Annotated in this window: 13 protein-coding genes and 2 tRNA genes; 10 read left to right on the plus strand and 5 right to left on the minus strand. The window is 65.7% G+C overall.

Annotated elements, in window-relative coordinates:
- Window positions 1–40: 40 nt before the first annotated feature.
- Entirely contained in the window at window positions 41–2,170 is a 2,130-nt protein-coding gene (gene scpA, locus ACFOOR_RS13995; protein ID WP_343163207.1) for a methylmalonyl-CoA mutase, read from the minus strand.
- Entirely contained in the window at window positions 2,167–3,915 is a 1,749-nt protein-coding gene (locus ACFOOR_RS14000; protein WP_343163208.1) for a methylmalonyl-CoA mutase family protein, read from the minus strand. The genes scpA and ACFOOR_RS14000 overlap by 4 nt, the downstream gene beginning before the upstream one ends.
- 151 nt (window positions 3,916–4,066) lie before the next feature.
- Between ACFOOR_RS14000 and ACFOOR_RS14005 the strand changes: the two genes are divergently transcribed.
- Window positions 4,067–5,713 (plus strand): DUF2793 domain-containing protein, encoded by a 1,647-nt coding sequence (locus ACFOOR_RS14005; RefSeq protein ID WP_343163209.1) that lies wholly within the window; start codon window positions 4,067–4,069, stop codon window positions 5,711–5,713.
- A 3-nt stretch (window positions 5,714–5,716) separates the two neighbouring features.
- The gene (locus tag ACFOOR_RS14010) at window positions 5,717–6,226 is read left to right on the plus strand and encodes a hypothetical protein (RefSeq protein ID WP_343163210.1); all 510 of its coding nucleotides are present in this window, start codon (window positions 5,717–5,719) and stop codon (window positions 6,224–6,226) included.
- Window positions 6,227–6,476: 250 nt separating this feature from the next.
- Here ACFOOR_RS14010 and ACFOOR_RS14015 read toward each other — a convergent pair whose 3' ends face one another.
- Both ACFOOR_RS14015 and ACFOOR_RS14020 read right to left on the minus strand, forming a co-directional pair.
- The gene (locus ACFOOR_RS14015) at window positions 6,477–7,490 is read right to left on the minus strand and encodes an alpha/beta fold hydrolase (RefSeq protein WP_343163212.1); all 1,014 of its coding nucleotides are present in this window, start codon (window positions 7,488–7,490) and stop codon (window positions 6,477–6,479) included.
- Between the two features lie 323 nt (window positions 7,491–7,813).
- A tRNA-Thr gene (locus tag ACFOOR_RS14020) sits at window positions 7,814–7,888 on the minus strand.
- Window positions 7,889–8,170: 282 nt separating this feature from the next.
- Here ACFOOR_RS14020 and murA point away from each other — a divergent pair.
- From murA to ACFOOR_RS14060, 8 genes are all read left to right on the plus strand, one after another.
- Complete coding sequence (murA, locus tag ACFOOR_RS14025; RefSeq protein ID WP_343163213.1) at window positions 8,171–9,433, plus strand: UDP-N-acetylglucosamine 1-carboxyvinyltransferase; 1,263 nt, start codon at window positions 8,171–8,173, stop codon at window positions 9,431–9,433.
- An 11-nt stretch (window positions 9,434–9,444) separates the two neighbouring features.
- Entirely contained in the window at window positions 9,445–9,882 is a 438-nt protein-coding gene (locus tag ACFOOR_RS14030; RefSeq protein WP_343163214.1) for a DUF2948 family protein, read from the plus strand.
- Window positions 9,879–10,355 carry a UPF0262 family protein gene (locus ACFOOR_RS14035; protein WP_343163215.1) on the plus strand — a complete coding sequence of 159 codons (477 nt, stop codon included), beginning with the start codon at window positions 9,879–9,881 and terminating at the stop codon, window positions 10,353–10,355. The genes ACFOOR_RS14030 and ACFOOR_RS14035 overlap by 4 nt, the downstream gene beginning before the upstream one ends.
- Window positions 10,356–10,476: 121 nt before the next feature.
- The gene (gene infA, locus ACFOOR_RS14040) at window positions 10,477–10,695 is read left to right on the plus strand and encodes a translation initiation factor IF-1 (RefSeq protein WP_019961978.1); all 219 of its coding nucleotides are present in this window, start codon (window positions 10,477–10,479) and stop codon (window positions 10,693–10,695) included.
- A 30-nt stretch (window positions 10,696–10,725) separates the two neighbouring features.
- Window positions 10,726–11,313: a Maf family protein gene (locus ACFOOR_RS14045; RefSeq protein WP_343163216.1), complete on the plus strand. Its 588-nt coding sequence runs from the start codon at window positions 10,726–10,728 to the stop codon at window positions 11,311–11,313.
- A complete protein-coding gene (locus ACFOOR_RS14050) occupies window positions 11,310–12,386 on the plus strand; it encodes a ribonuclease E/G (protein WP_343163217.1) in 1,077 nt (358 codons plus the stop codon). The genes ACFOOR_RS14045 and ACFOOR_RS14050 overlap by 4 nt, the downstream gene beginning before the upstream one ends.
- Window positions 12,386–12,595: a DNA gyrase inhibitor YacG gene (locus tag ACFOOR_RS14055; RefSeq protein WP_343163218.1), complete on the plus strand. Its 210-nt coding sequence runs from the start codon at window positions 12,386–12,388 to the stop codon at window positions 12,593–12,595. Before ACFOOR_RS14050 ends, ACFOOR_RS14055 begins: the two co-directional genes overlap by 1 nt.
- Before the next feature lie 92 nt (window positions 12,596–12,687).
- Window positions 12,688–12,763: transfer RNA gene (locus ACFOOR_RS14060), tRNA-Phe, on the plus strand.
- Between the two features lie 563 nt (window positions 12,764–13,326).
- On the opposite strand, the gene ACFOOR_RS14065 is transcribed toward ACFOOR_RS14060, so the two are convergent.
- Window positions 13,327–20,964, minus strand: coding sequence for an Ig-like domain-containing protein (locus tag ACFOOR_RS14065; protein WP_380214832.1), 7,638 nt, complete (start codon window positions 20,962–20,964; stop codon window positions 13,327–13,329).
- Between the last annotated feature and the right edge of the window lie 117 nt (window positions 20,965–21,081).

Consider the following 21,081-nt stretch of genomic DNA (forward strand, 5'->3'; position numbering starts at 1 on the left):
ATGCGCCTTCTGATAGCACACCGGTAGGGGGAAAGCCGGTTTAGCTTTCCACCCCGAGACGCCCCAGCAGGGCGAGCGCGCTCTGTGCGATGACCGAGCCGGGGCCGAACACCTCGACCGCGCCCATCTGTTTCAGCACCATCACGTCTTCGGGCGGTACGACGCCGCCGACGACGATCCGGATATCGCTGGCCTCCAGCTTCTGCAGGGCTTCACGCAGCGCCGGAACGAGCGTCAGGTGACCGGCGGCGAGCGAGGAGGCGGCCACGAAGTCGACCTTCGTCTCGACGGCCTGCTGCGCGGCTTCTTCCGGGGTCTGGAACAGCGGGCCGACTTCGACGTCCCAACCGAGATCGGCGAAGGCGGTCGCGACGACCTTCTGGCCGCGATCATGCCCGTCCTGGCCCATCTTCGCGATCATGATGCGCGGCCGGCGGCCGGTCGCCTTTTCGAACGCAGCTGCGGCGGCCCGCGCCCGGTCCACCGTCTTGTCGGCCCCCACCGCCGTCAGATAGACGCCCTTCAGTGTGCGGATCTCGGCCTTGTGCCGGCCCCAGACCTTCTCCAGCGCAAAGCTGATCTCGCCGACCGTGGCGCGGGCGCGCGCGGCATCGACGGCGAGCGCGAGGAGATTGCCGTTGCCGCTCTCGGCGGCCTTCGTCAGCGCGCCGAGCGCCGCCTCGGTCGCCGCCTCGTCGCGGCCGCGTTTCAGCTCTTCCAGCTTCGCGAGCTGTTCGGTGCGGACCCTGTAATTGTCGACCTTGAGAACCGGCACGTCCTCTTCCTCGTCGAGGCGGAACTTGTTCACGCCGACGATGGTCTGCTGCGCGCTGTCGATGCGCGCCTGCGTCTTCGCGGCAGCCTCCTCGATGCGCAGCTTCGGCGTGCCTTCGGCGATCGCCTTGGTCATGCCGCCGAGCGCATCGACTTCCTCAATATGTTTCATCGCCTTGGCAGCGAGGTCGTGGGTCAGGCGCTCGATATGGAAACTGCCGCCCCAGGGATCGATCGCATCGGTCAGGTGCGCTTCGCTGGCCAGCAGCAGCTGGGTGTTGCGCGCGATCCGGGCCGAGAAATCCGTCGGCAGCGCCAGCGCCTCATCGAGCGAGTTCGTGTGCAGCGACTGGGTATGCCCGTCGACCGCCGCGATGGCCTCCAGCGCCGTACGCCCGACATTGTTGAACACGTCCTGCGCCGTCAGCGACCAGCCGGATGTCTGGCAATGCGTGCGCAGCGACAGCGACTTGTCGGACTTCGGATCGAACCGGTCCTTCACCAGCCTTGCCCAGAGCAGGCGGGCGGCACGAAGCTTCGCCACCTCCATGAAGACATTCATGCCGATGCCGAAGAAGAAGGAGAGGCGCGGCGCGAAACGGTCGACATCGAGCCCGGCCTCGATCCCGGCGCGGATGTAATCCAGCCCGTCCGCGATCGTATAGGCGAGTTCGAGATCGGCCGGCGCTCCGGCCTCCTGCATGTGATAGCCGGAGATCGAGATCGAGTTGAATCGCGGCATCTTCTCCGCCGTGAAGGCGAAGATGTCGGAGACGATCCGCATCGAGCCTTCGGGCGGATAGATATAGGTGTTCCGCACCATGAATTCCTTGAGGATGTCGTTCTGGATCGTCCCGGAAAGCTGTTCCGGGGCAACGCCCTGCTCCTCCGCGGCGACGATGTAGAGCGCCATGATCGGCAGCACCGCGCCATTCATCGTCATCGACACGCTCATCTGGTCGAGCGGGATGCCGTCGAACAATTCGCGCATGTCGAGGATGGAATCGATGGCCACGCCGGCCATGCCGACATCACCGGTGACGCGCGGGTGATCGCTGTCATAGCCCCGGTGCGTCGCCAGATCGAAGGCGACCGAAAGACCCTTCTGTCCCGCCGCCAGGTTGCGGCGGTAGAAGGCGTTGGAATCCTTCGCCGTCGAGAAGCCGGCATATTGCCTGATCGTCCACGGGCGCTGGACATACATGGTCGGGTAGGGACCGCGCACGAAGGGTGCCGCGCCCGGCGCGCTGGCGGTGAAATCCAGTCCGGCTACGTCGTCCGCGCCATAGGACGGGGATACCGGAATTTCCTCGGCCGGAATCCATGCTTCACCGCCTTGGGGCGCAGCGCCGGTGATGTCGCCGAGGTCGAGCGTTGTGAAATCGGGATGGCTCATGCCTTCACTCCCAGAATCGCGTGGGCGTCCTGAAGGTCGTCGAGACGGTCGCTGCGCAGATGGATGAAGCGGTCAATGCCGCTGACGCCATCGAGCGGACGCCCGGCCAGCCAGACCGATTTTGCGCCGGCCTTTTTAAGTCCTGCGGCCAGCTCACTCGCCTGCGTCTCATAGGCCGCATCCGTACCGCAGATCACGGCCAACGCGCTGCCGCTGTCCTTGAAGGCCGCGACGCATTTGTCTGCGTTCGCGTATTCGGTTGCGCCGGCAATTTCGACCCCGCCGACCGCCAGGTGGTTCTGCGCGAAGGTCGCCCGCGCATTGAATTCCGCAAGCGCGCCGAGCGTGGCGAGGAAGGCTGTCGGGCGATGCCCGGCCTTCTTCTCGTGCTTCTCCGCCGAATCGCGGAAGGTCTCGAACGGCGCGGCGAAGCGGATCGGCTCGAACGGGGCATCATGGCCGATATCGTGGCCGGGCACGGCCTCGACCGGGCGCGAGTGCAGTTCCGGGAAGGTGTTGATTCCGATCAGCGATTCCTTGCCCGACCGGTAGGCTTTTTCGTGTCCGGCGCGCGCCTCGGCGATCCGCTTGCGGAAGGCGTCGCCGTCGACCGCGCGCTCGTAGCCGCCTTCGCTTTCCAGCGTCTGGAACAGCGACCAGGCATGCTGCGCCAGCTCACGGGACAGTGTTTCGTGCAGGAAGGATCCCGCCGCCGGGTCGGCGACGCGCCCGAGATGCGATTCTTCCTGCAGCATGATCTGCAGATTGCGCGCGACCCGCTGCGCAAACGGCGTCGGCCGGCCAAGCGCCGCCGTGACCGGGCGGATCGTGATCGCGTCGGCCCCGCCCGTCGCGGCGGCGAAACCGGCCGCCGTCACGCGGATCAGATTGGTCCACGGATCGCGCCGCGACATCATCCGGTATGCGGTGACGGCATGGATCGGGGTGGCGATCCCGGTCACGCCGAAGGCGTCCAGAATCCGGGCCGCCACGATCCGCGCGGCGCGCAGCTTGGCAATCGTCAGGTGAATGTCGGCATCGGCGGCCAGCCGGACCTCGACGCCGCGTACGGCACGCTCGCTGGAAACGCCGTGATCGATCAGGCCGCGCATCGCTTCGGCCAGGCCGCACGCCATGAAGGCGATTTCCTGCACCTCGCTGCCGCCCGCATCGAACACCGACCGGGCATCGACGGCGATGAGGCGCATGTTCGGGAATCGCTGTGCGAATTCAGCCGCGTACGGGGTGGCAGGCGGCAGACCGAACCCGCCCCTGGTGTCCGGCGAATGCTTCAGGACTTCCGCGAGAAGGCGCGCAGCATCAAGCCCGCCCGCCTCGATGTGCACCGGTGCGATCGACAGATCGACACCCTCCAGCGCCCGGCGAATCTCGTCCGCTGAAGCCGCCGCGATCCCGTTTGTGCCGTCCTCGTCGAGGCGCAGCGAAATCTCCGACACGCCGCCGGCAAGGTCGGCGAGAATGTTGGCGTTGGCCTTGGCCGGATCGGCTTCGCCATGGCTCTGGCGGATCGCCCAGGGCAGATACGCATCGCGAGGCGCATAGAGCGGGGCGCTGCCCGCCGGGCGATCGAAGAAGACCGGGCCGCGCGCGATTCCGTCCGCCGTCGTGCGCACCAGCGTCCGGTCGAAGTCCGCGCCCTTCAGCGCGCCAATCGCCAGCTCGCGCCAGTCCCCGGGCGACTGGGCCGGAAATCCCCGTGCCAGTTCGCGGATATCCTCGCTCATCCGTGATCTTTCCCTGAAGCCATGTTGCGGCGCGAGAAAAGGCGCGGGGGGGCTTTGCGTCAACCCTCAAGCGCGGGGAGAAGCGCTGCGCCTGTCCGCCAGCCCCGAAGCGGCCTCTACGCTTTTGGCCGATTGCGAAAAGGACGGCGGAATGAGCCAGGAAAACTCCCCGCGCCTCGGGCTCGACTATCTGATGCCCGCCCAGGCGCAGAAACATGTGACGGTGAACGAAAGCTTCCGGAGGCTCGACGCGCTGGTGCAGATGAGCGCAGCCAGCCGCACGGTCAGCGACCAACCTGCCGATCCCGATGACGGAACGATCTGGATCATGCCGGCCGCGGCGTCGGGGGCGATCTGGTCGACTTTCGGAGAGACCGAGATCGCCGTGTTTCGCGATACGTCCTGGGTGTCCATCCCGCCGCGGGCCGGGTGGCGGTGCTGGATCGAGGACGAAAACGTGCTGGTCATCTTCGACGGCACGGATTGGGTCGAAGTCGGCGAGACCCTCTCCCGTCTCGCCAACCTGGAGCGCCTCGGCGTGGGAACGGCGGCAGACGCGGCCAATCCGTTTTCCGCCAAGCTGAACGCCGCGCTCTGGGCGGCCCGCACCGCCGGAGAGGGCGGTACGGGCGACCTGCGCTACACGCTGAACAAGGAAGCCCCGGCGAACGTCCTGTCCCTGCTTTTCCAGTCCAACTGGTCGGGCCGCGCGGAATTCGGTCTGGTTGGTGACGACGACCTCGTCGCCAAGGTCAGCCCGGATGGATCGGCCTGGATCGAGGCGATGCGGCTCGACAATGCGACCGGTGATCTTGCCTTGGCGGGGAATGTGACCGTGACCTCGTTCAATGACGGGCCGCTCGGCGGTCTCCGCAACCTCCTCATCAATGGGGGGCTTGAGATTGCGCAACGCGGAACGGACTTCACCGGTTTGACCGACGGCGATTTTGCCCTCGACCGGTGGTGCATCGGCATTTCCGGCGGTGGAGCGAGCGGGGTCGATGCGGAACGCCTTTCCCTCTCGCCCGCAGAATTGCCTTCCGGCTTGCGCCACGCCCTCAGGGTTCAGCCCTCCGGCGGGGGTGGAAGCGGCAGCTGTCAGCTGATCCAGAAAGGCGAATGGCTTCACGAAACATCCGGGCGCGTGTTGACGCTTTCCGCATGGGTGAAGGCAGATGCTGCGTTCTCGCTGACAGCATCGCTGACGCAGAATTTCGGGACGGGCGGCAGCGCGGCTGTGACCGTCAGCGCCGCCGCGCAGAGCGTGACGACCGGTTGGACCCGGCTCAGCTGGCAATTCGGCCTTGCCAGCATCGCCGGGAAGACAGTGGGGCCGGGCGCTCATCTGGCCGTCGCTTTCGATCTGCCGGTCAGCGGAACGCCGGTCGTCGACTTTGCCGGTCTTCAGCTTGAGACCGGCACCCGGGCCACTGCCTTCGAAACCTGCACAGGCCGGGGCGGGGAGGGCGCGGAACTGCGCCAATGCCAGCGCTATTTCCGCCGCTACCGGCCGGGGGCCTACAACGCGTTCGACGGCGTTGCGATCCGGCTCGGCAGCAATGTGGCCCGCCTCGTGATGCCGTTCGACCCACCCTTTCGTGCCTCGCCCAGCCTGTCCTGGGGCGGGAGCCTGCAACTGACCCCCGGTGACGCGGCGGTCGACAGTCTCACCGTCTTCACCCTCAATTCCGGGCTGGCCGTGCTTCAGACCGCGACGACCGACACCATCACGGCGGACGCCATGATGCTGCGCGCGCTCGACTCGGCCGCTCACATTTCCATCAGCGCGGAGCTTTGACCCATGAGCGAACTGATCGATTTCGGAGCGTCTGCCGTCACCGGCGGAGCGCTTGGCGTGCTCGGGACCGCGATCGGGCGGGTCGCCGGCTTTTTCGAGCGGCGGCAGGACCACGCGCAGGAGCGGGAACGTTGGACGCATGAGCGTGAAATGGCGCAGGCCGAGGCTGCAAGAGCCGATCAGGCGGCCGCGCGCGCCGCAGAAGCGGACCGGCGGCAGGCGTCATACGCCGGCCTGCAAGCCAGCCTGGAAGCCGAAACCGCGATCCGCGCCAGCTACCCCTGGGTCGAGGCGGTCCGGGCCCTGGTCCGGCCGATCCTGACGCCGCTCCTCTGGCTGCTCTACCTCATCGTCTTCTTCGCAGTGATGGAGGGGCAGGCCGAACGCTATCTGACGCCCGAAGCGCAGGGCGACTTCATCGGTTATTTCATCGCCAACATCGCCTTCGCCGCGACGGCGGCGACGCTGTGGTGGTTCGGCGACCGCGCGACGCCGCCGAACTGGCGGCGGTAGGGTCTCGCACGCAAAACTCCTATTTGCCCTCCCCTTGAAGGGGAGCGGGGTGGGGTGAGCTTTCCCCTTTCTCCGGGGTTCCCGCGAATGCGGGAATCCGAAACCGGGTACATGCTTCAGGTCCCCATTTTCATGGGGACCCCATCAACATCTCAATTGACGTTTCCCGGACGCCCGTCAGGACGATCCGGGATCCATTCCGGGCCCCGGTCTTCGCTTCGCGAAACCGGGGAACGTCATTCTGAAAGTACTACCGCTCAGCCATCCCCCGGATCGCCGCGATCACCGTCGGCCGCACCGCATCGGTCATGGCGTGGCCGTTGACCGGGATCATCGTAAAGTCCGCATGTGGACAGGCTGCAGCGAGCGCCAGAGCCGTCCCGGCCGGGCAGACCATGTCATACCGGCTCTGGACGATGTGCATCGGCACGTCCTTCACCCGCCCGGCATCGCGCAGGATCTGGTCGGGCTCCAGAAAGCAGTCATGCGTGAAATAGTGCGCCTCGATCAGCGAATGCGTGGCGACATAGCCGCGCCCGCGCGCCGCCATCGAGTCCCGCGCCGCCTCGGGTGATTTTTCGAGATAGGACAGCCGCTCCTCGTATTCGGTCCAGCGATAGAGCGGCGAGGCGCGCAAATCCGCAATTGACGCCGACGGATCGCCCAGCCGGTCGAGCACCGGCGCGCCCCCGGACCACTCTTCCGCCATCGCATCCATGTACCAGGCCATCAGATCGCCGGACGCGGCGTCGTGAAACCGTTCCGGCACATGCGTCAGCAGGTCGGCGCGCACGTCCGGGAAAATCCGCGCGACACCATGGGGCGACAGCCACCAGTCGAGCTCGCCCGGAGTGCCGGTGAAGATGCCTTCCACCACGACGCCCCGGACCGAATCGGGATGGGTCTCGGCGTAGAGCAGGGCCAGCGTCGAGCCCCAGGACGGGCCGAACACGACGAAGCGGTCGATCCCGAGATGCGTCCTCAGCGCCTCGATGTCAGCGACGAGATCCTGCGCCGTGTTGTGCGCAAGGCCGGCCAGCGGCGTTGAGCGCCCGGACCCGCGCTGGTCGAGCAGCAGCGTGTCGAAAATCTCCGGATCGAACAGCCGGCGATGATCGGCGGTACAGCCCGACCCCGGCCCGCCATGCAGCATCAGGGCGGGCACACCGCCCTTCTTGCCGCTGCGCTCGTAATGGAGCTGATGCCCGCCGGACACGGCGAGGCGGCCGGTCTCATAGGGCTCGATCGTGGGAAAGAAGGTCATGCGCGCATGCTAACGGGACGCGCGGAAACGTCACCTGCCGGGTGCTGAAAATTCAGCGCCGGTTTCGAGCGGCGAAGCTGGGTGAGGGGGCTGCCGGCGCGCCCGACCGAGCGGAGCGAGGGAGGACAGCGACAAACTCGCCGGTTTCGGGCGGATCGGCTTGGTGAGGGGGCTGCCGGCGCGCCCGAAAGCCCGGATGGGATTGGGGACTGGCTCAGGAATTCTCGGCGTTGCATCTCAGCGCCGGTTTCGAGCGGTGAAGTTCGGTGAGGGGGCTGCCGGCGCGCCCGACCGAGCGGAGCGAGGGAGGACAGCAAAAGAACTGGTGCCGCAAGAGAGAATTGAACTCTCGACCTCGTCATTACCAATGACGCGCTCTACCACTGAGCTACTGCGGCATACCCGTTCGGGAGACGGGCGTATAACGCAACCCCCGCCGCTCGCCAAGAGCGGCTTGACTGCAACTGCACACGCCCCCATCACGCTGGCATGAAGACTGGCAAGACCCCGCCGAAGGGCAGGAAGGGCGAACCGAGCCGCGAGGACCGGTTGGCTGAAGCATTACGCGCAAACCTCCGCCGCCGCAAAGCTGCCGCGAAACCCGAAAAACCGTCGAACTGACGCCGCTTTCCCGCGTTTGAGTGTCCGCCGGGCAAGGGCGGCAGCGAACAGGATATTTCATGGACCGGATACATATCGAAGGCGGCGCACGGCTGAACGGGCGGATCCCGATCTCCGGGGCCAAGAATTCGGCGCTGAAACTGATGGCGGCGGCACTGCTGACCGATCAGAAGCTGAATCTGTCGCGCATGCCCGACCTGGCCGACACCCGCTTCCTGACTGTGCTGCTGACCCATCTCGGCGCGTCGGTCGAGACCGGGAACGGCACGATGACCCTGCACGCCGAAACGTTGGCGCGGACCGAGGCCCCCTACGACCTCGTCCGGAAGATGCGCGCGAGTTTCAACGTGCTTGGCCCGATTCTCGCCCGCGAGGGCCGCGCGCGCGTCTCGCTGCCGGGCGGCTGCGCCATCGGTGCCAGGCCCGTCGACCTGCACCTGCAGGCCCTGACCGAGCTCGGTGCGTCGATCGAGCTGGAAGAGGGCTATGTCGTCGCCGCGGCGAAATCCGGCCTCAAGGGTGCGCGGATCGCCTTCCCCTTCGTCTCTGTCGGCGCCACCGAGCACGCCATGCTCGCCGCGGTGCTCGCCAAGGGCGAAACCGTGCTGGAGAACGCCGCCCGCGAGCCCGAGATCGCCGATCTGGCGCATTGCCTGAACGCGATGGGCGCGAAGGTGGAAAATGCCGGCCAGTCGACCATCCACATCACCGGTGTCGAGCGGCTGTCCGGCGCCGATCACGCCGTCGTTCCCGACCGGATCGAGACCGGCACCTATGCCCTGGCCACCGCGGCGGCGGGCGGCACGGTCGTGCTGCAGGACGCCGTGCCCGAACACAATGAAGCGCTGTGGAAGCTGATGCGCGCGGCAGGAATCAGGGTGACCCCGGTGGAAGGCGGTATCGAGATCGACCGCAACGGCCATCCGGTGGCCGCCGTCGATGCCGAAACCCGGCCCTATCCGGGTTTCCCGACGGATCTGCAGGCGCAATTCATGGCGCTGATGACAAGGGCGGACGGCACCTCGATCATCCGCGAGACGATTTTCGAGAACCGCTTCATGCATGCCCCGGAACTGGCCCGCATGGGCGCGAACATCACGGTGCGCGGAAACGAGGCCGTGGTGCGCGGGGTCAAGGCGCTGCGCGGCGCGCCGGTGATGGCGACGGACCTCCGCGCCTCGGTCAGCCTCGTCATCGCCGGGCTGATGGCCGAGGGTGAAACCATTATCGGGCGCGTCTACCATCTTGATCGCGGCTTCGAACGGCTGGAAGACAAGCTGAAGGCCTGCGGTGCGCAGATCGAGCGGAAGCCGGAAGAGTAAGAGGGAATAGGGTGCGCAAACCCCTGAGACTGATTGCCGGCGAGCCGGACGAGGTGGAGATCATCTCGGCTGCCTTGCAGGATGCCGTGGCGCAGCTGGGCGACATCAAATGGGACCGCCGGGCGCGGCGCTTCACCCTGGTTGTGAACCGCTACCGCTGGGAAGACGGCAAGCGCGGCCCGGGCTGGCGCGTGCGCTCCGCCCTCGACATCGGCAGCGTGACCTCGGTCAAGGCGTCGCGCGTGAAACAGGACGCGCCGGGTGCGGTGGTCTCCGTCCTCGCCCTGGTCTTCGAGACCGGCGAGGCGCCCGGCGGCGCGCTGCGCGTCGATCTGTCCGGTGGCGGCCGGATCCGGATCGAGGTCGAATGCGTCGATCTGCTGCTGGCGGACGTGTCGGAGCCCTGGCGCGCGGTGGCCCGCCCCGATCACGAAGGACGCGGCGCATGAGCGAGACCTTCTGCATCGCGTCGATCGAACTGGCCGGCTTCAATGCCGCCGGGGAAGGACAGGCCGACCACGAGCGGCGCGTGGCGGTCAGCGACCTGCTGGACAGCAATTACTTCGCGCCCGACGGTGCGCCGGAAGGCCCCTATGGTGTGCGTCTGGCGATCGAGGACGGGCGCCTGATCATCGACGTGCGCAATCTCGACGGCGAGAGCCTGAAGGCGCATGTCTTCTCGATGGGACCGTTCCGCGGTGTCTTCAAGGACTACTTCATGATCTGCGACAGCTATCACGAGGCGGTCCGCGACGCCTCGCTGGCACAGATCGAGGCGATCGACATGGGCCGCCGCGGTGTCCACAACGAAGGCTCGGAACTGCTGCGCGAACGTCTGAAGGGCAAGATCGACGTCGATTTCGAGACCGCCCGGCGGCTCTTCACCCTGATCGGGGCGCTGCACCGCCGCGCTGTCGCCTGACCCGTTGCGCCCGGAACCGGTCAAGCGCACTCGACGTTTTCCCCTTTAGTCCCTATATAGCCGCCACCGCGGACGCGACCGAGCGATTCCGCGTCGTTTGCGTTGTCTAAAGAGGAGCCGCATGGCGAAGGAAGAACTTCTGGAGTTTCCCGGTGAGGTGACCGAGCTGTTGCCGAACGCCACCTTCCGGGTGAAGCTCGAAAACGATCACGAAATCATCGCGCACACTGCGGGCAAGATGCGCAAGAACCGCATCCGCGTCCTCGCCGGTGACAAGGTGCTCGTGGAAATGACGCCCTACGATCTGACGAAGGGCCGTATCACCTATCGCTTCAAGTAACGCACGGCCGGATTGGGGCGCGAGCGCGTCATGACGAAGCCGCGCCTGATACTGGCCAGCGCCTCGCCGCGCCGCCTGCAGCTTCTGGACCGCATCGGCATCGTGCCGGACGCGGTTCTCCCAAGCGACATCGACGAATCCGAAATTCCCGGAGAAACCCCGCGGGACATTGCCCTGCGCCTGGCGCACGGCAAGGCTGACGCCTGTCCGGACCGCGACGCCTTCGTGCTGGCCGCTGACACCGTCGTCGCCCAGGGCCGCCGGACCCTGCCCAAGGCCGAGACCGTCGAACAGGCCGAAGACTGCCTGCGCCGCCTGTCGGGCGGCAATCACCGGGTCTGGACCGGGGTGGCGGTACGCGCACCGTCCGGCCAGATCACCGCGCGGGTCAGCGAATCCCGGGTCAGGTTCAAGCGTCTCTCGGAGACCGAAATCCGTGCCTATCTCGCCAGCGGCGAGTGGCGGGGCAAGGCGGGCGGTTATGCGCTCCAGGGCATGGCTGAAGCCTTCATCGTCCAGATCGTCGGCTCGCCCTCCGGCATTATCGGACTGCCGCTGCACGAGACGGTGAACCTCCTGCAGGGCGCCGGCTTCCCGGTCCACGGAGCCAGCATATGAGCCGCATCGTCGCCGTCGAGGACGCCATCGGGGAAACCCGGGTCGCGCTGGCCGACAATGGCCGCATCGTCGAACTGCACATCGAGCGCTGGAGCGAGGCCGGGCTGCGCGCCCGCGCCGGCGCGCTCTATCTCGGGCGTATCCGCACCATCGATGCACGCCTCAATGCCGCCTTCGTCGATCTCGGTGTCGGCGAGGCAGGCTTCCTGCCCTTCGGCAGGGCAGGCCGCCCCGCCGGCCTGCACGAAGGCGCGGCGCTTCCCGTCCGCGTCACGCGCGAAGCCCATGCCGGCAAGGGACCGACCCTGGCGCGTGAGGAAGGCGAATACTCCGGCTCAGCGCCGCGCCTCATCGAGGACGCCGCCCCGCTCGCCGAACGGGTTTCGGCACGCTTTCAGGATGCCGAAGCCCGCTGGGCCGACGAGGTCCGCATCGACATCGCCGAGGCGATCGACGAAGCGCTTTCGCGCGAAGTTGCCATTCCCGGCGGCGGGCGCCTGATCATCGAACCGACTGCGGCCCTGACCGCAATCGATGTCGACCTGGCCGGGCGCACCGGGCAGGGCGGGGCCGAACGCATCGCCGCCGACCTCAACCGCTCCGCCGCCAGGGAAGCCGCCCGCCAGATCCGCCTGCGGGGCCTGGGCGGCGTCATCGCCATCGACTTCGTCCACATGCAGGGCCGCAAGGACCGGCTTGGTGTCGAGCAGGTGCTGAAAGCCGCCGTGAAGCACGATCCGGCGCGGATCGATATCGCGCCGATCTCGCCTTTCGGCATCGTCGAACTGGCGCGCCAGCGCACCGGGCGTTCGCTCGCAGAACTGCTCAACGGCGCGGACGGTCAGCCGAGCGACGAAACGCTGGCCCTGAACGCGATCCGCCGCCTCGAATCCGAGGGCCGGTCGGATCGCCGCCGCCAGCTGACGCTGAAGGTCGCGCCGGCGATTGCCGCCTGGCTGGAGGCCGAGCCTATCGCCTGGCGCGAGGCGCTGACCGAACGCATCGGTCCGCGCTTTGCCGTTCAGACGGTTGACACCTGGTCGCGTGACCGGTTCGACGTATCCTCGAAATGATGAGTGACAAGACCATCCCCGCCGCCCGCTGTCCGATCTGCCGGAAGCCCACCGTCTCGGATTACCGGCCCTTCTGTTCGAAGCGCTGCGCCGATATCGATCTCGGCCACTGGTTCCGGGGTGACTACGCCATCCCCGGTGATCCGGTCGATCCCGCCGACCTGCCGCCCGGCGCGGACGGCTCCGGCGAGGACGGTGAAAACAAGTGATTTTGGCCCGTGGACAGGCGCGCCGCGCCTCTCTATAAACCGCGCTCCAACTGGCGGCGGGGTGCTTCGTGTCCTGCCTGCACGCACCGGATGCCCAGGTAGCTCAGTTGGTAGAGCAGCGGATTGAAAATCCGCGTGTCGCTGGTTCGATTCCGGCCCTGGGCACCATCCAACTCAAAAATCCCAATAATATCAAACGACTACGGGATCGAAATTGACCCATTCGGCGTGGCGCACGGAAACCAAGAGCGTATCAGGCGCGGCCCTGGATGCGGCCATCGAGGGCTGGTGTTTCCTCGGGAAGAATCTCGAACCGCAAGAGCTGCTCCGGCCCGCAATGCCGGCAGGTAGGCCGAGGTCGACTGAAAGCGGTGCGAACGTTGGCGCAGCCCGTCCGGAATGTGGAATAGCCACATTCCCTGCACACCACCCGTACCGCATACGACCGTTCGCGCGCTTTCATGCGTCTACGACACGTCATCTGGCGTCTGCAAACAACCGGAATCGCTCGGCAGGCGAGTCTGCAGCGCGCCAGAATCCCTCGAAGATACGGGGAGGCCACCCGGCGCATCGACTTGTCACGCCGGGAAACGCCCGGTCCCGGCGTTCCGGCGTCAGGCAACAGTGCATCCGTACGACAGGCTCGCATTTCAAATGCGCGAGCAATCAGGTTTCACCAGTTGGCGGCTAACCGGCTCATTGGGGGTTTCCACTGTCAAGGTCCGAATTGTTTATCGCGTTCCGTTTAGGACCCAACCGGTTTCGCCATTGGCGACAACTAGGCGCGGGCGGTCACGGTCATTGGCCGGCAAGTCGGCCACGGCCCGGTAGCTGCCCGAATTGACGCAGCCCATCAGACTGACCCGCGCTTCGAGCAGGCCCGGCGCCGCCGGCTCCGGTGACCGCCCCGTTCCGCTGACGATACACCCCGCGAGCGTCCCCGAGATCGAACCGTCTTGCCCGATCCGCAGGCTGCCGTAATCCCCTGCAATATCGGCCCAGCGAGCCGGACGGTCGCTGCGCGCGTCGCGGACGCCCCAGAAGGCCCCCGGCTGATCGTCGAGCGCATCACCAGCGCGGATCGCGTGATCGTCGGCGATGCCCTCGAAACCCGTGAAGGCGAAGCGCGAGAAGCCCGGCAAGGCTTCGATGCGCTCGACGCTGTGCAATATGATGGTCTCGCCGTCATCGAGCAGCGCGGTTCCATCCTCGAACACGTAGAGGGACGCCCGCCTGAGGCTGGGCCAATCGCCCGTATCCTGACGGAGGAGTACGCTCCAGCGGCCCGCTGTTGGGGCAGCAACGGGTTGATCTGAAGGGAGCGGCGCAGAGATGGCTGCGCTGGTTGCCGACCGCGTCACGCCGTTTGCATCAACGAAGCGCAGGAAGACCCGGGCATTGGCGGGGTCGAAAGCAATGTTCGCGCCTTCGCCCGCCCGAACGAAAACGGCAAAGAATTTTGCGATGTTCGCGTCAAATACGGTTGAGACCGTGTCTGTCCCGCGCGGGGTGATGCATCCTCCCGTCGATGGGGTTTCGCAGACTTCGAGCGTGACGGGCAACACGGCGGCCCCGGTGTCGACGCTGACCGTAACGGTCGCCTGACCGGCCCCGGCAGAGCCATCGCCCGCGCCGATATTCACCGCCGCGGCCGACATGAAACTGATGCGGTTCCCGGTGGCCGGAATGCGCACTACGCCGTCGCCGGACGGCGTCACGCCGATCGACAGCAGATCCGGAGTGTCGGCATAGTCGAATGTAAGGAAGACCGAATTCACGCCCTCGATGGGGGCAAGTTCCGCGTTGTCGCAAATCACGCGCGGATGAAAGATCAAGCCGTCTTCATCCGTAGGCTGAAGGCCGGTCAGGATCAGGATGAAACTGGCGATCCCGCCATTCGGCAGATCGAAAACAGGATTGATTTCGCCGACGGGCTGATTGGCGCCGTCCACCTGTACATAGGAGAGCGTGATGGCGCTGTCGCCCGCGTCGATCGCACACGCTTGTGCCGGCGTCGACTGACGGCTGACCACGCTCATGAACACGGTGACCGGCGTTCCGCCGATCACACCCGACCGGGCGCCCGGCAGAGTCGCGGCGACGATGCGGCCGTCCGCGATTTCCTCTGCTGCGAACCTTGCCCCCACGCTGCGCGCTTCCGTCATGGCGACGCGGCAGGTATCGCCTTCAATGCCTCGGCAATCCTGCGTCCAGCCATCAAAGCGCGAGCCCGTTTCGGGTGTCGCTGTCAGCATCACCATCGTTCCGGCCGAGAACGTGCCGGAACATTCGGAACCCAAGGCGCCGCAGGAAATTCCCGCCGGAAAGGCGGTCACGGTTCCGGATCCGAGACCTTCGGCCGAAACGGTCAGCTCATGATCCGTGACATCGATCGCGCGGACCGTGACGGTGACGGTTGCGCTGGCCGTGACGCCATGAGGGTCGGTCAGCGTGTAGGCGAAGCTGTCCGTGCTTTCCTGCCCGGGTTGCAGCGCATCGAAGGCCCCGGTCGGATCGTAAGTGACTGTAGCGTCGTTGAAAGTGACACTGCCCATCGTTCCGGTCATGTCGACCGAAACGATTTCGAGGAGATCGGTCTGGTCGGGGTCGGTGTCGTTGAGAAGGAGAAGAGCGGTCACGTCGACGGCCGCCGCGGTTGCCGCAATCGAGAGCGCGTCATCATTTGCCGCCGGGGCGTCATTCTGACCGAACACATAGACCGTTGCGCTGCCGGGGGCGCTCGATCCGGACGGATCCTCCAGCGAGAAGCCGAACACATCCTCGAAAACCTCGCCATCACCGAGATGATCGAGCCGTCCGGCTGGATCATAGCTGACCGTCGATCCGGCTGCGCTCGCGGGGGTCGGGCCGCGTCCGCCTGCGGCGGACGCGCTTGCAGTCAATGTCACAAGGCCGGTCGTTCCTGCGGTATCGATCGCCGAAACTGTCAGTGTATCGCCGTCCGGATCGGTGCCCGCGCCTGTGAGCCAGGGCGTGAGATCCATTTCACCGGAGTCTTCACTGGTAAACACGAACGCCGCGGACGCCGTCGGATCGTCATTGACTCCGGTAATCCAGATACGCGCATCGGCCGAGGCGAACCCGCCCCTGCCGTCGGTAATCGTATACGTGAAGTTGTCGTCATCCACATCGCCGTCACCCAGCGCGATCGCATAGGCGGCAGGACGCGGATCGTAGCGCAACTGTCCGCTCTCAAGCGTCAGGATCGCTCCGGAAGGCAGAACGAACGGCGTGCCGGTCTGAATGGCGAGCCCGTTGATGCGGACGAAACTGAGCGTGTCTCCGTCGGCATCGGTGTCGTTCGACAACAGGTCGAGAAGGTGCGTCTGATTGGCCAGCTGGACCGGAATGTCCACCGGCGCGCCTTCCGCGACCAAAAGTTCGGGCGGCGTGCAAGTGCCGGTCAGAACCCGGACATGGACATTCGTGTCCCCCGGGAAAGGCGCACCCGGCACGGATTCAGTCCAGGTCACGACGAACCGGTCGCCGTCAAGCGCGGCGACATCTGCGATCTGGGCGTGGACCTGGGGGTCGGTCATCACGATGAAATCGCTGCCGACCGGTTGGTTATCCGCGTTCACATAGCGGCCCCGGACAGTCGTCGTCCCGTCCTGATAGACGACGACATAACCACCGTCGGGCATCACCGCGACACGCGGATGGGTCTGATTTCCGAAAAGCGTGGTGTTGGCTCTCACTTCGCTGGTGCGCGGCGAACCATCGGAATTGAACTGCCGGATGCGGACCTGGTCTCCCGACGCGTCGCCGCCCAGCCGACTGAAGTCGGCCCAGGCCGAAACGAAGCCGGGACCGTAGGCCTCCCCGCCGGGGAAACCCTGCGCCGACACCGTGGTGGTATTGAGGACGGTCTCCCCGCCCAGCGCAACGCCGGCCGCATTGTAGACGCGGCTGCGGACCGAGCGGTCGTCCGTATCGGCGCCGGTGGTGTGGCGCCCGACCCAGTTGATCGCGAAACCGCCCCCGGACAGACCGATCACGTTCGGCCGTAGCTCGGTCAGCGTGTTTTCGCCGGCGTCGGTTTCGTTGACGCGGAATTCCCCGCCGACATGCGCGCCTGCGGCATTGAAGCGCTGCGCCAGCACCAGATCGTTCGGGTCACCGCCGGGATGCGAGGCATCGCCCCAGGCGACGACGAATCCGCCATCCTCGAGCGCGCCAATGCTGGCCAGGACTTGGCGCCCGTCAGTGGAGGTGTTTGCCTGCAAGTCGCCGGTCGCCGGCGTGCCGTCAGCCAAGAATATCCGAGCCCGGATCGAGCCGTCGGACTCGTCCTCCCATGAAACCGCGAAACGGTTGTCTGCGAGCCGTGCGACGTCCGGATTGAACTGGGCTCCGGCCGTGTTCACAGTCGCGACGAATTCGCCCGTCAACGGTGATCCGTCTGATTGATAGATTCGCGCTCGGACAATCTCGCGCGGTTCAATCGCCCCGTCCGTGCTGACAAGATCCTCCCAGACCACAACGAAGCCGGCGTCGAGCGCGGCGAGTCGCGAGAAGCGTTGCTGATAGGTCGTATATTCATTTACGCGCTCGTCGGGATCGCCAGACACGGAATAGACCGCGTTCGCTGGACACCCGGATTCGGGCCGGAAGACCCGCATCCGGACCGACGCCTGGTCGAGATCGGGCGCGCTGCCTTCGAAATCGGTCCAGGCGACGGCATATCCTCCGTGATGCAGTGCAGTCGAAGCGGGATAGGCCTGCTGCCCGGTCACAGTCGTGTTGACGATCTCCATACTCGTGGCGGGACTGCCTGACGTGTCGAATATCTGGCTCGCAATGTCGTCGCCATTCCCTGCCCAGACGATCAGAACCTCGTTGCCGGCCAGTTCGGTGATGAAAGACATGCTATGCGACGCGGTCGCCGGGGTCGTGAAGTATTCCGTCCCCGCATAGACGCCCGCCGATGTGTATAGCGCTGCGCGAGTCGTTGCAGACGTTGAACTGACGGCAGGCGTCAGCAGGAAGCCGCCGGATGAATGCGGCGCCAGATGCGGGACGCCTGGCGAGGGATCGCTCGGCTGATCGAAGGGCAGTTCCGCCGTTCGCGGCGTGTCGTCGGCCTCGAACAACCGGTAGTGCGTCCGAACGGCATTGCCGTCGTCGCTTGTCCACGCGATCACATAACCTCCGGCCATCAGCCCGGCGATCGAACTGGCGCTTTGTTGACCTGCCTCATGCGTGTTGACCTGGAATTCATTCGCTCCGACAGGCGTCCCGTCCGCCGTGAACCGCCGCGACGTGATCGCTGCGGATTCGCTGTCCGGGCTCTCAATGCTGATATCGCTCCAGGAGACCGCAAAACCGCCGTCTGACAGTGCGGCGACATCGGGTTCGAACTGGTCGTTGGTGATCCAGCTGTTCACGGGGATGATACCGCTCACCGCGGTGCCGTGAGTGTCGAACACGCGCGCGAGTATCCCCCAGCCCCAATTGTCGTGCGGCGTTCCACCCGCCTGCTGCCAAACGATCACGAAGCCGCCACCGGCGAGCGCGGCGATGCGCGCCCGGTCAACATTCCCGGCATCGGGATGGGCGTCGAGCTCACCGGTCAACGGCGCGCCGTCGGGATTATAGATCCGATAGCGGGCGAAGCCGTCGTTGAACACGGCGTCCGAATTGAAATAGTCGATCCAGGTGACGACGAAATTGCCGTTCGAAAGTGTTGCGAGATCCGGGAAGAGCTGGTCCTTCGCGGACGTCTCGTTGACCTGGAAATCGGCGAGAGCCGTGAAGGGGTTTGACCCCACGCCCAACGTGTCGGGATTTGCGGTCGGTGGCGTATTGGTCCCGTGGACTGTGACGGTCACCGTCGCGGTGTCGCTGCCGCCCTGACCATCGCTGATCGTATAGGTGAAACTGTCGGTCGCGGTCTGACCAGCGGTCAGCGTGTCGAACGCGCCATTGGGATCATAGGTGACCGTGCCGTTCGAGAAGGCGGCAAGTCCGACGGTTCCGGTCGTGTCGATCGCCGAGATGGTGACGACATCATTCGTGTCCGGATCGTCGTCGGTCTGCAGCAACAGCTGTGTCAGGTCGGTCGCCGCGTCGTCGCGGTTCACGTCGACCGCGTCATCGCTTGCTGACGGGGAATCATTGACCCCGTCGATCCAGACCGAGGCGAGGGCGGTTGCCTGGCCGCCCGCGGTGTCGGCGATCTCGTAGCTGAACTGAATCAGCTCGCTTTCCCCGGCGGCGAGAAAGTTGAAGAACCCGCCGGGTTCGATGCTGATAACGCCATTGGCGAGGTTGAGCGGCGGGAAAACGCCGGTCGGCGCAGACCCGTTGAAATTCGTGAGACCGGTGAGTGTCAGGCCGGTTCCGATGTCATTGGACAGGAGCGAAGCCGACAGGTCGGTCAGTCCGTCGTCCTCACCAAGAGTGATTTGGTCGGGCACGGCTGAAGGCGGGCAGGCAAAGCGGAAAGCGCCGCCACGGGTTGCTGTTACCACGCCTCCAGACAGGTTGGTTCCCTGAATGCTGAACCGGTAGAGCCGCGAGCAATCGAAAGACTGCGGCAGCACGATCACGGGACGCGGAAAGGTCTCGGTGCCGTCATTGGTCGACTGCTTCCAGGGAGATGAAATCTGCCAGTTGTTGGGATTGACCGAACTTGGAAAATGAACTGCCCGGATCAGAACGTTTGCCAGCGGATCGCCGCCTGTCCACTCCACCGTCACCGGATCGGTCGGATTCAGCACGGGCGTTCCGGAAGGCGCCGTGATCGAGATGGTCGGGAAGAACCGCGCACCAATTATGCGATCCTGATCGAGCGTTACGGCACAAGTCGGGGCCGACCCGCTACAGTCGCCCATCCATCCCGTGAAAAAGCTGTTCCCCGAGGAGGTGGTTCGCGTCAACGAAAGCGCCGCCCCGACCGGCAGCTGGATGACGCAATCCGTGGAACAATCGATCCCGTTCGCAAGGTCATGAACACGCCCCGGACGGGTTCCGGGGAAAAAGATGGTCAGCGTATGCGTCGCCGTCGAGGTGAATATGCGGCCGGAAATGTCTCCACTGGCCGTCGTCCACACGACAAGAAAGCCGTTTCCAAGCCGCGTCGCGAAGCGCGAGATCTGATCGCCGCTGCGAACCGGATTGGCCGCGAACACCGCGCTGACCGGCGTGTTCGCCGGGTCGATGACCCGCCCGCCGACGTCGGCCGGTGAATAGGACAAGCTTGGAATTGAATGATCGGCGCGCCAGACAAGAGCGAAATTGCCGTCCGCCAGACCGGCCGCTTCCGGCAGGCTGGCATTTGAGCTCGGAGCCTGATTGACGATGGCGCCCGCCGTCGTCACCGATCCGCCTGACGCGTCAAACTGGTGGGTCATCACGCCGATGTTGGCCGACCAGGTGACGACGAATCCGCCAGACGTCAGCGGGTCGATCGTGGGCGGCAGGCCGCTTCGGCTGCGGAGTGATGAAGTCGGATTCACGGTCTGATCGGGCGCCAGTGGGCTCCCGTCCTCCCAGAAAACGCGCGCACGAATTGTGTCGTTATCGTTCCACGCGACCGCGAATCCACCCCCCGTCAAGGCAGCGACATCCGGCAGGATCTGGTATCCTCCCGTGATGCTGTTGGCCGTGAAACTCGCTCCACGTGCCGTCCCGTCCGGAGCGAAAATCCGGGCGCGAATCCCACTGAAACTTCCATCACCGGGAGACCGCGCCGACCACACGGCGGTGAAATCCCCGTTCGTAAGCCCGGCGATGCGTGGAATGTCATACGTGTCATTCGTGTCGGAGATCCGGAACGTGTTGGACGTGGCAGCACCGGCCGCATCGAAGGTCCGTCCCAGAATCTGGTTTCGCGCGATGGACCGCCAGGCGATCACGAACCCGCCGTCGGCGAGCGCGGCGACATCGGGGCCGACCTGGTCGCCGCCGACATCCGGAATTGGCCCGGTAGCAGAGTTGACGATGAAATCGGCACCCGCGGGCGTTCCGTCAGCGGTGAAAATCCGGGCGCGTATTCCCCAGCCTGACGGATCGGGCTGTGCGAGGCTTCGATCCATCCAGACGACGGCAAAGCCACCTCCCTCAAGCTCAGCCGCACGTGCGTCGTCCTGAGGTCCGGAGAGCGTCGAATTCATCCTGATTTCCGGTCCGCCGAGATAGTCTTGCGGGTTGTAGACATCCGGCAAGGGTTCCGATTGCGTCTCGTCTTCGGCAACCGGAATGAAATCGGCGTCCAGCACCTCTCCGCCGCGTTGTGCGAAATATTCCGGCGCATTGCCCGGTCCCTCGGGTTGCGCGTCGCTCTGCCCCCACACCATTCCCGCCGGGACAAGCCAGAGAAAAGCTGCAAGCAGGGACGCAGACAACAGCCCGTTCCCAAACCGCCGGTCTGGGTCGACCACTCCATTCGCAATCAGCCGTCCCGCCATGATCGACACCCGTGAATTGAGGTAAGCGAGGATTGGGGTGCGAAGCGCTCCGCT

The organism is Hyphobacterium vulgare, from assembly GCF_042643335.1.
Classification (GTDB): Bacteria; Pseudomonadota; Alphaproteobacteria; order Caulobacterales; family Maricaulaceae; genus Hyphobacterium; species Hyphobacterium vulgare.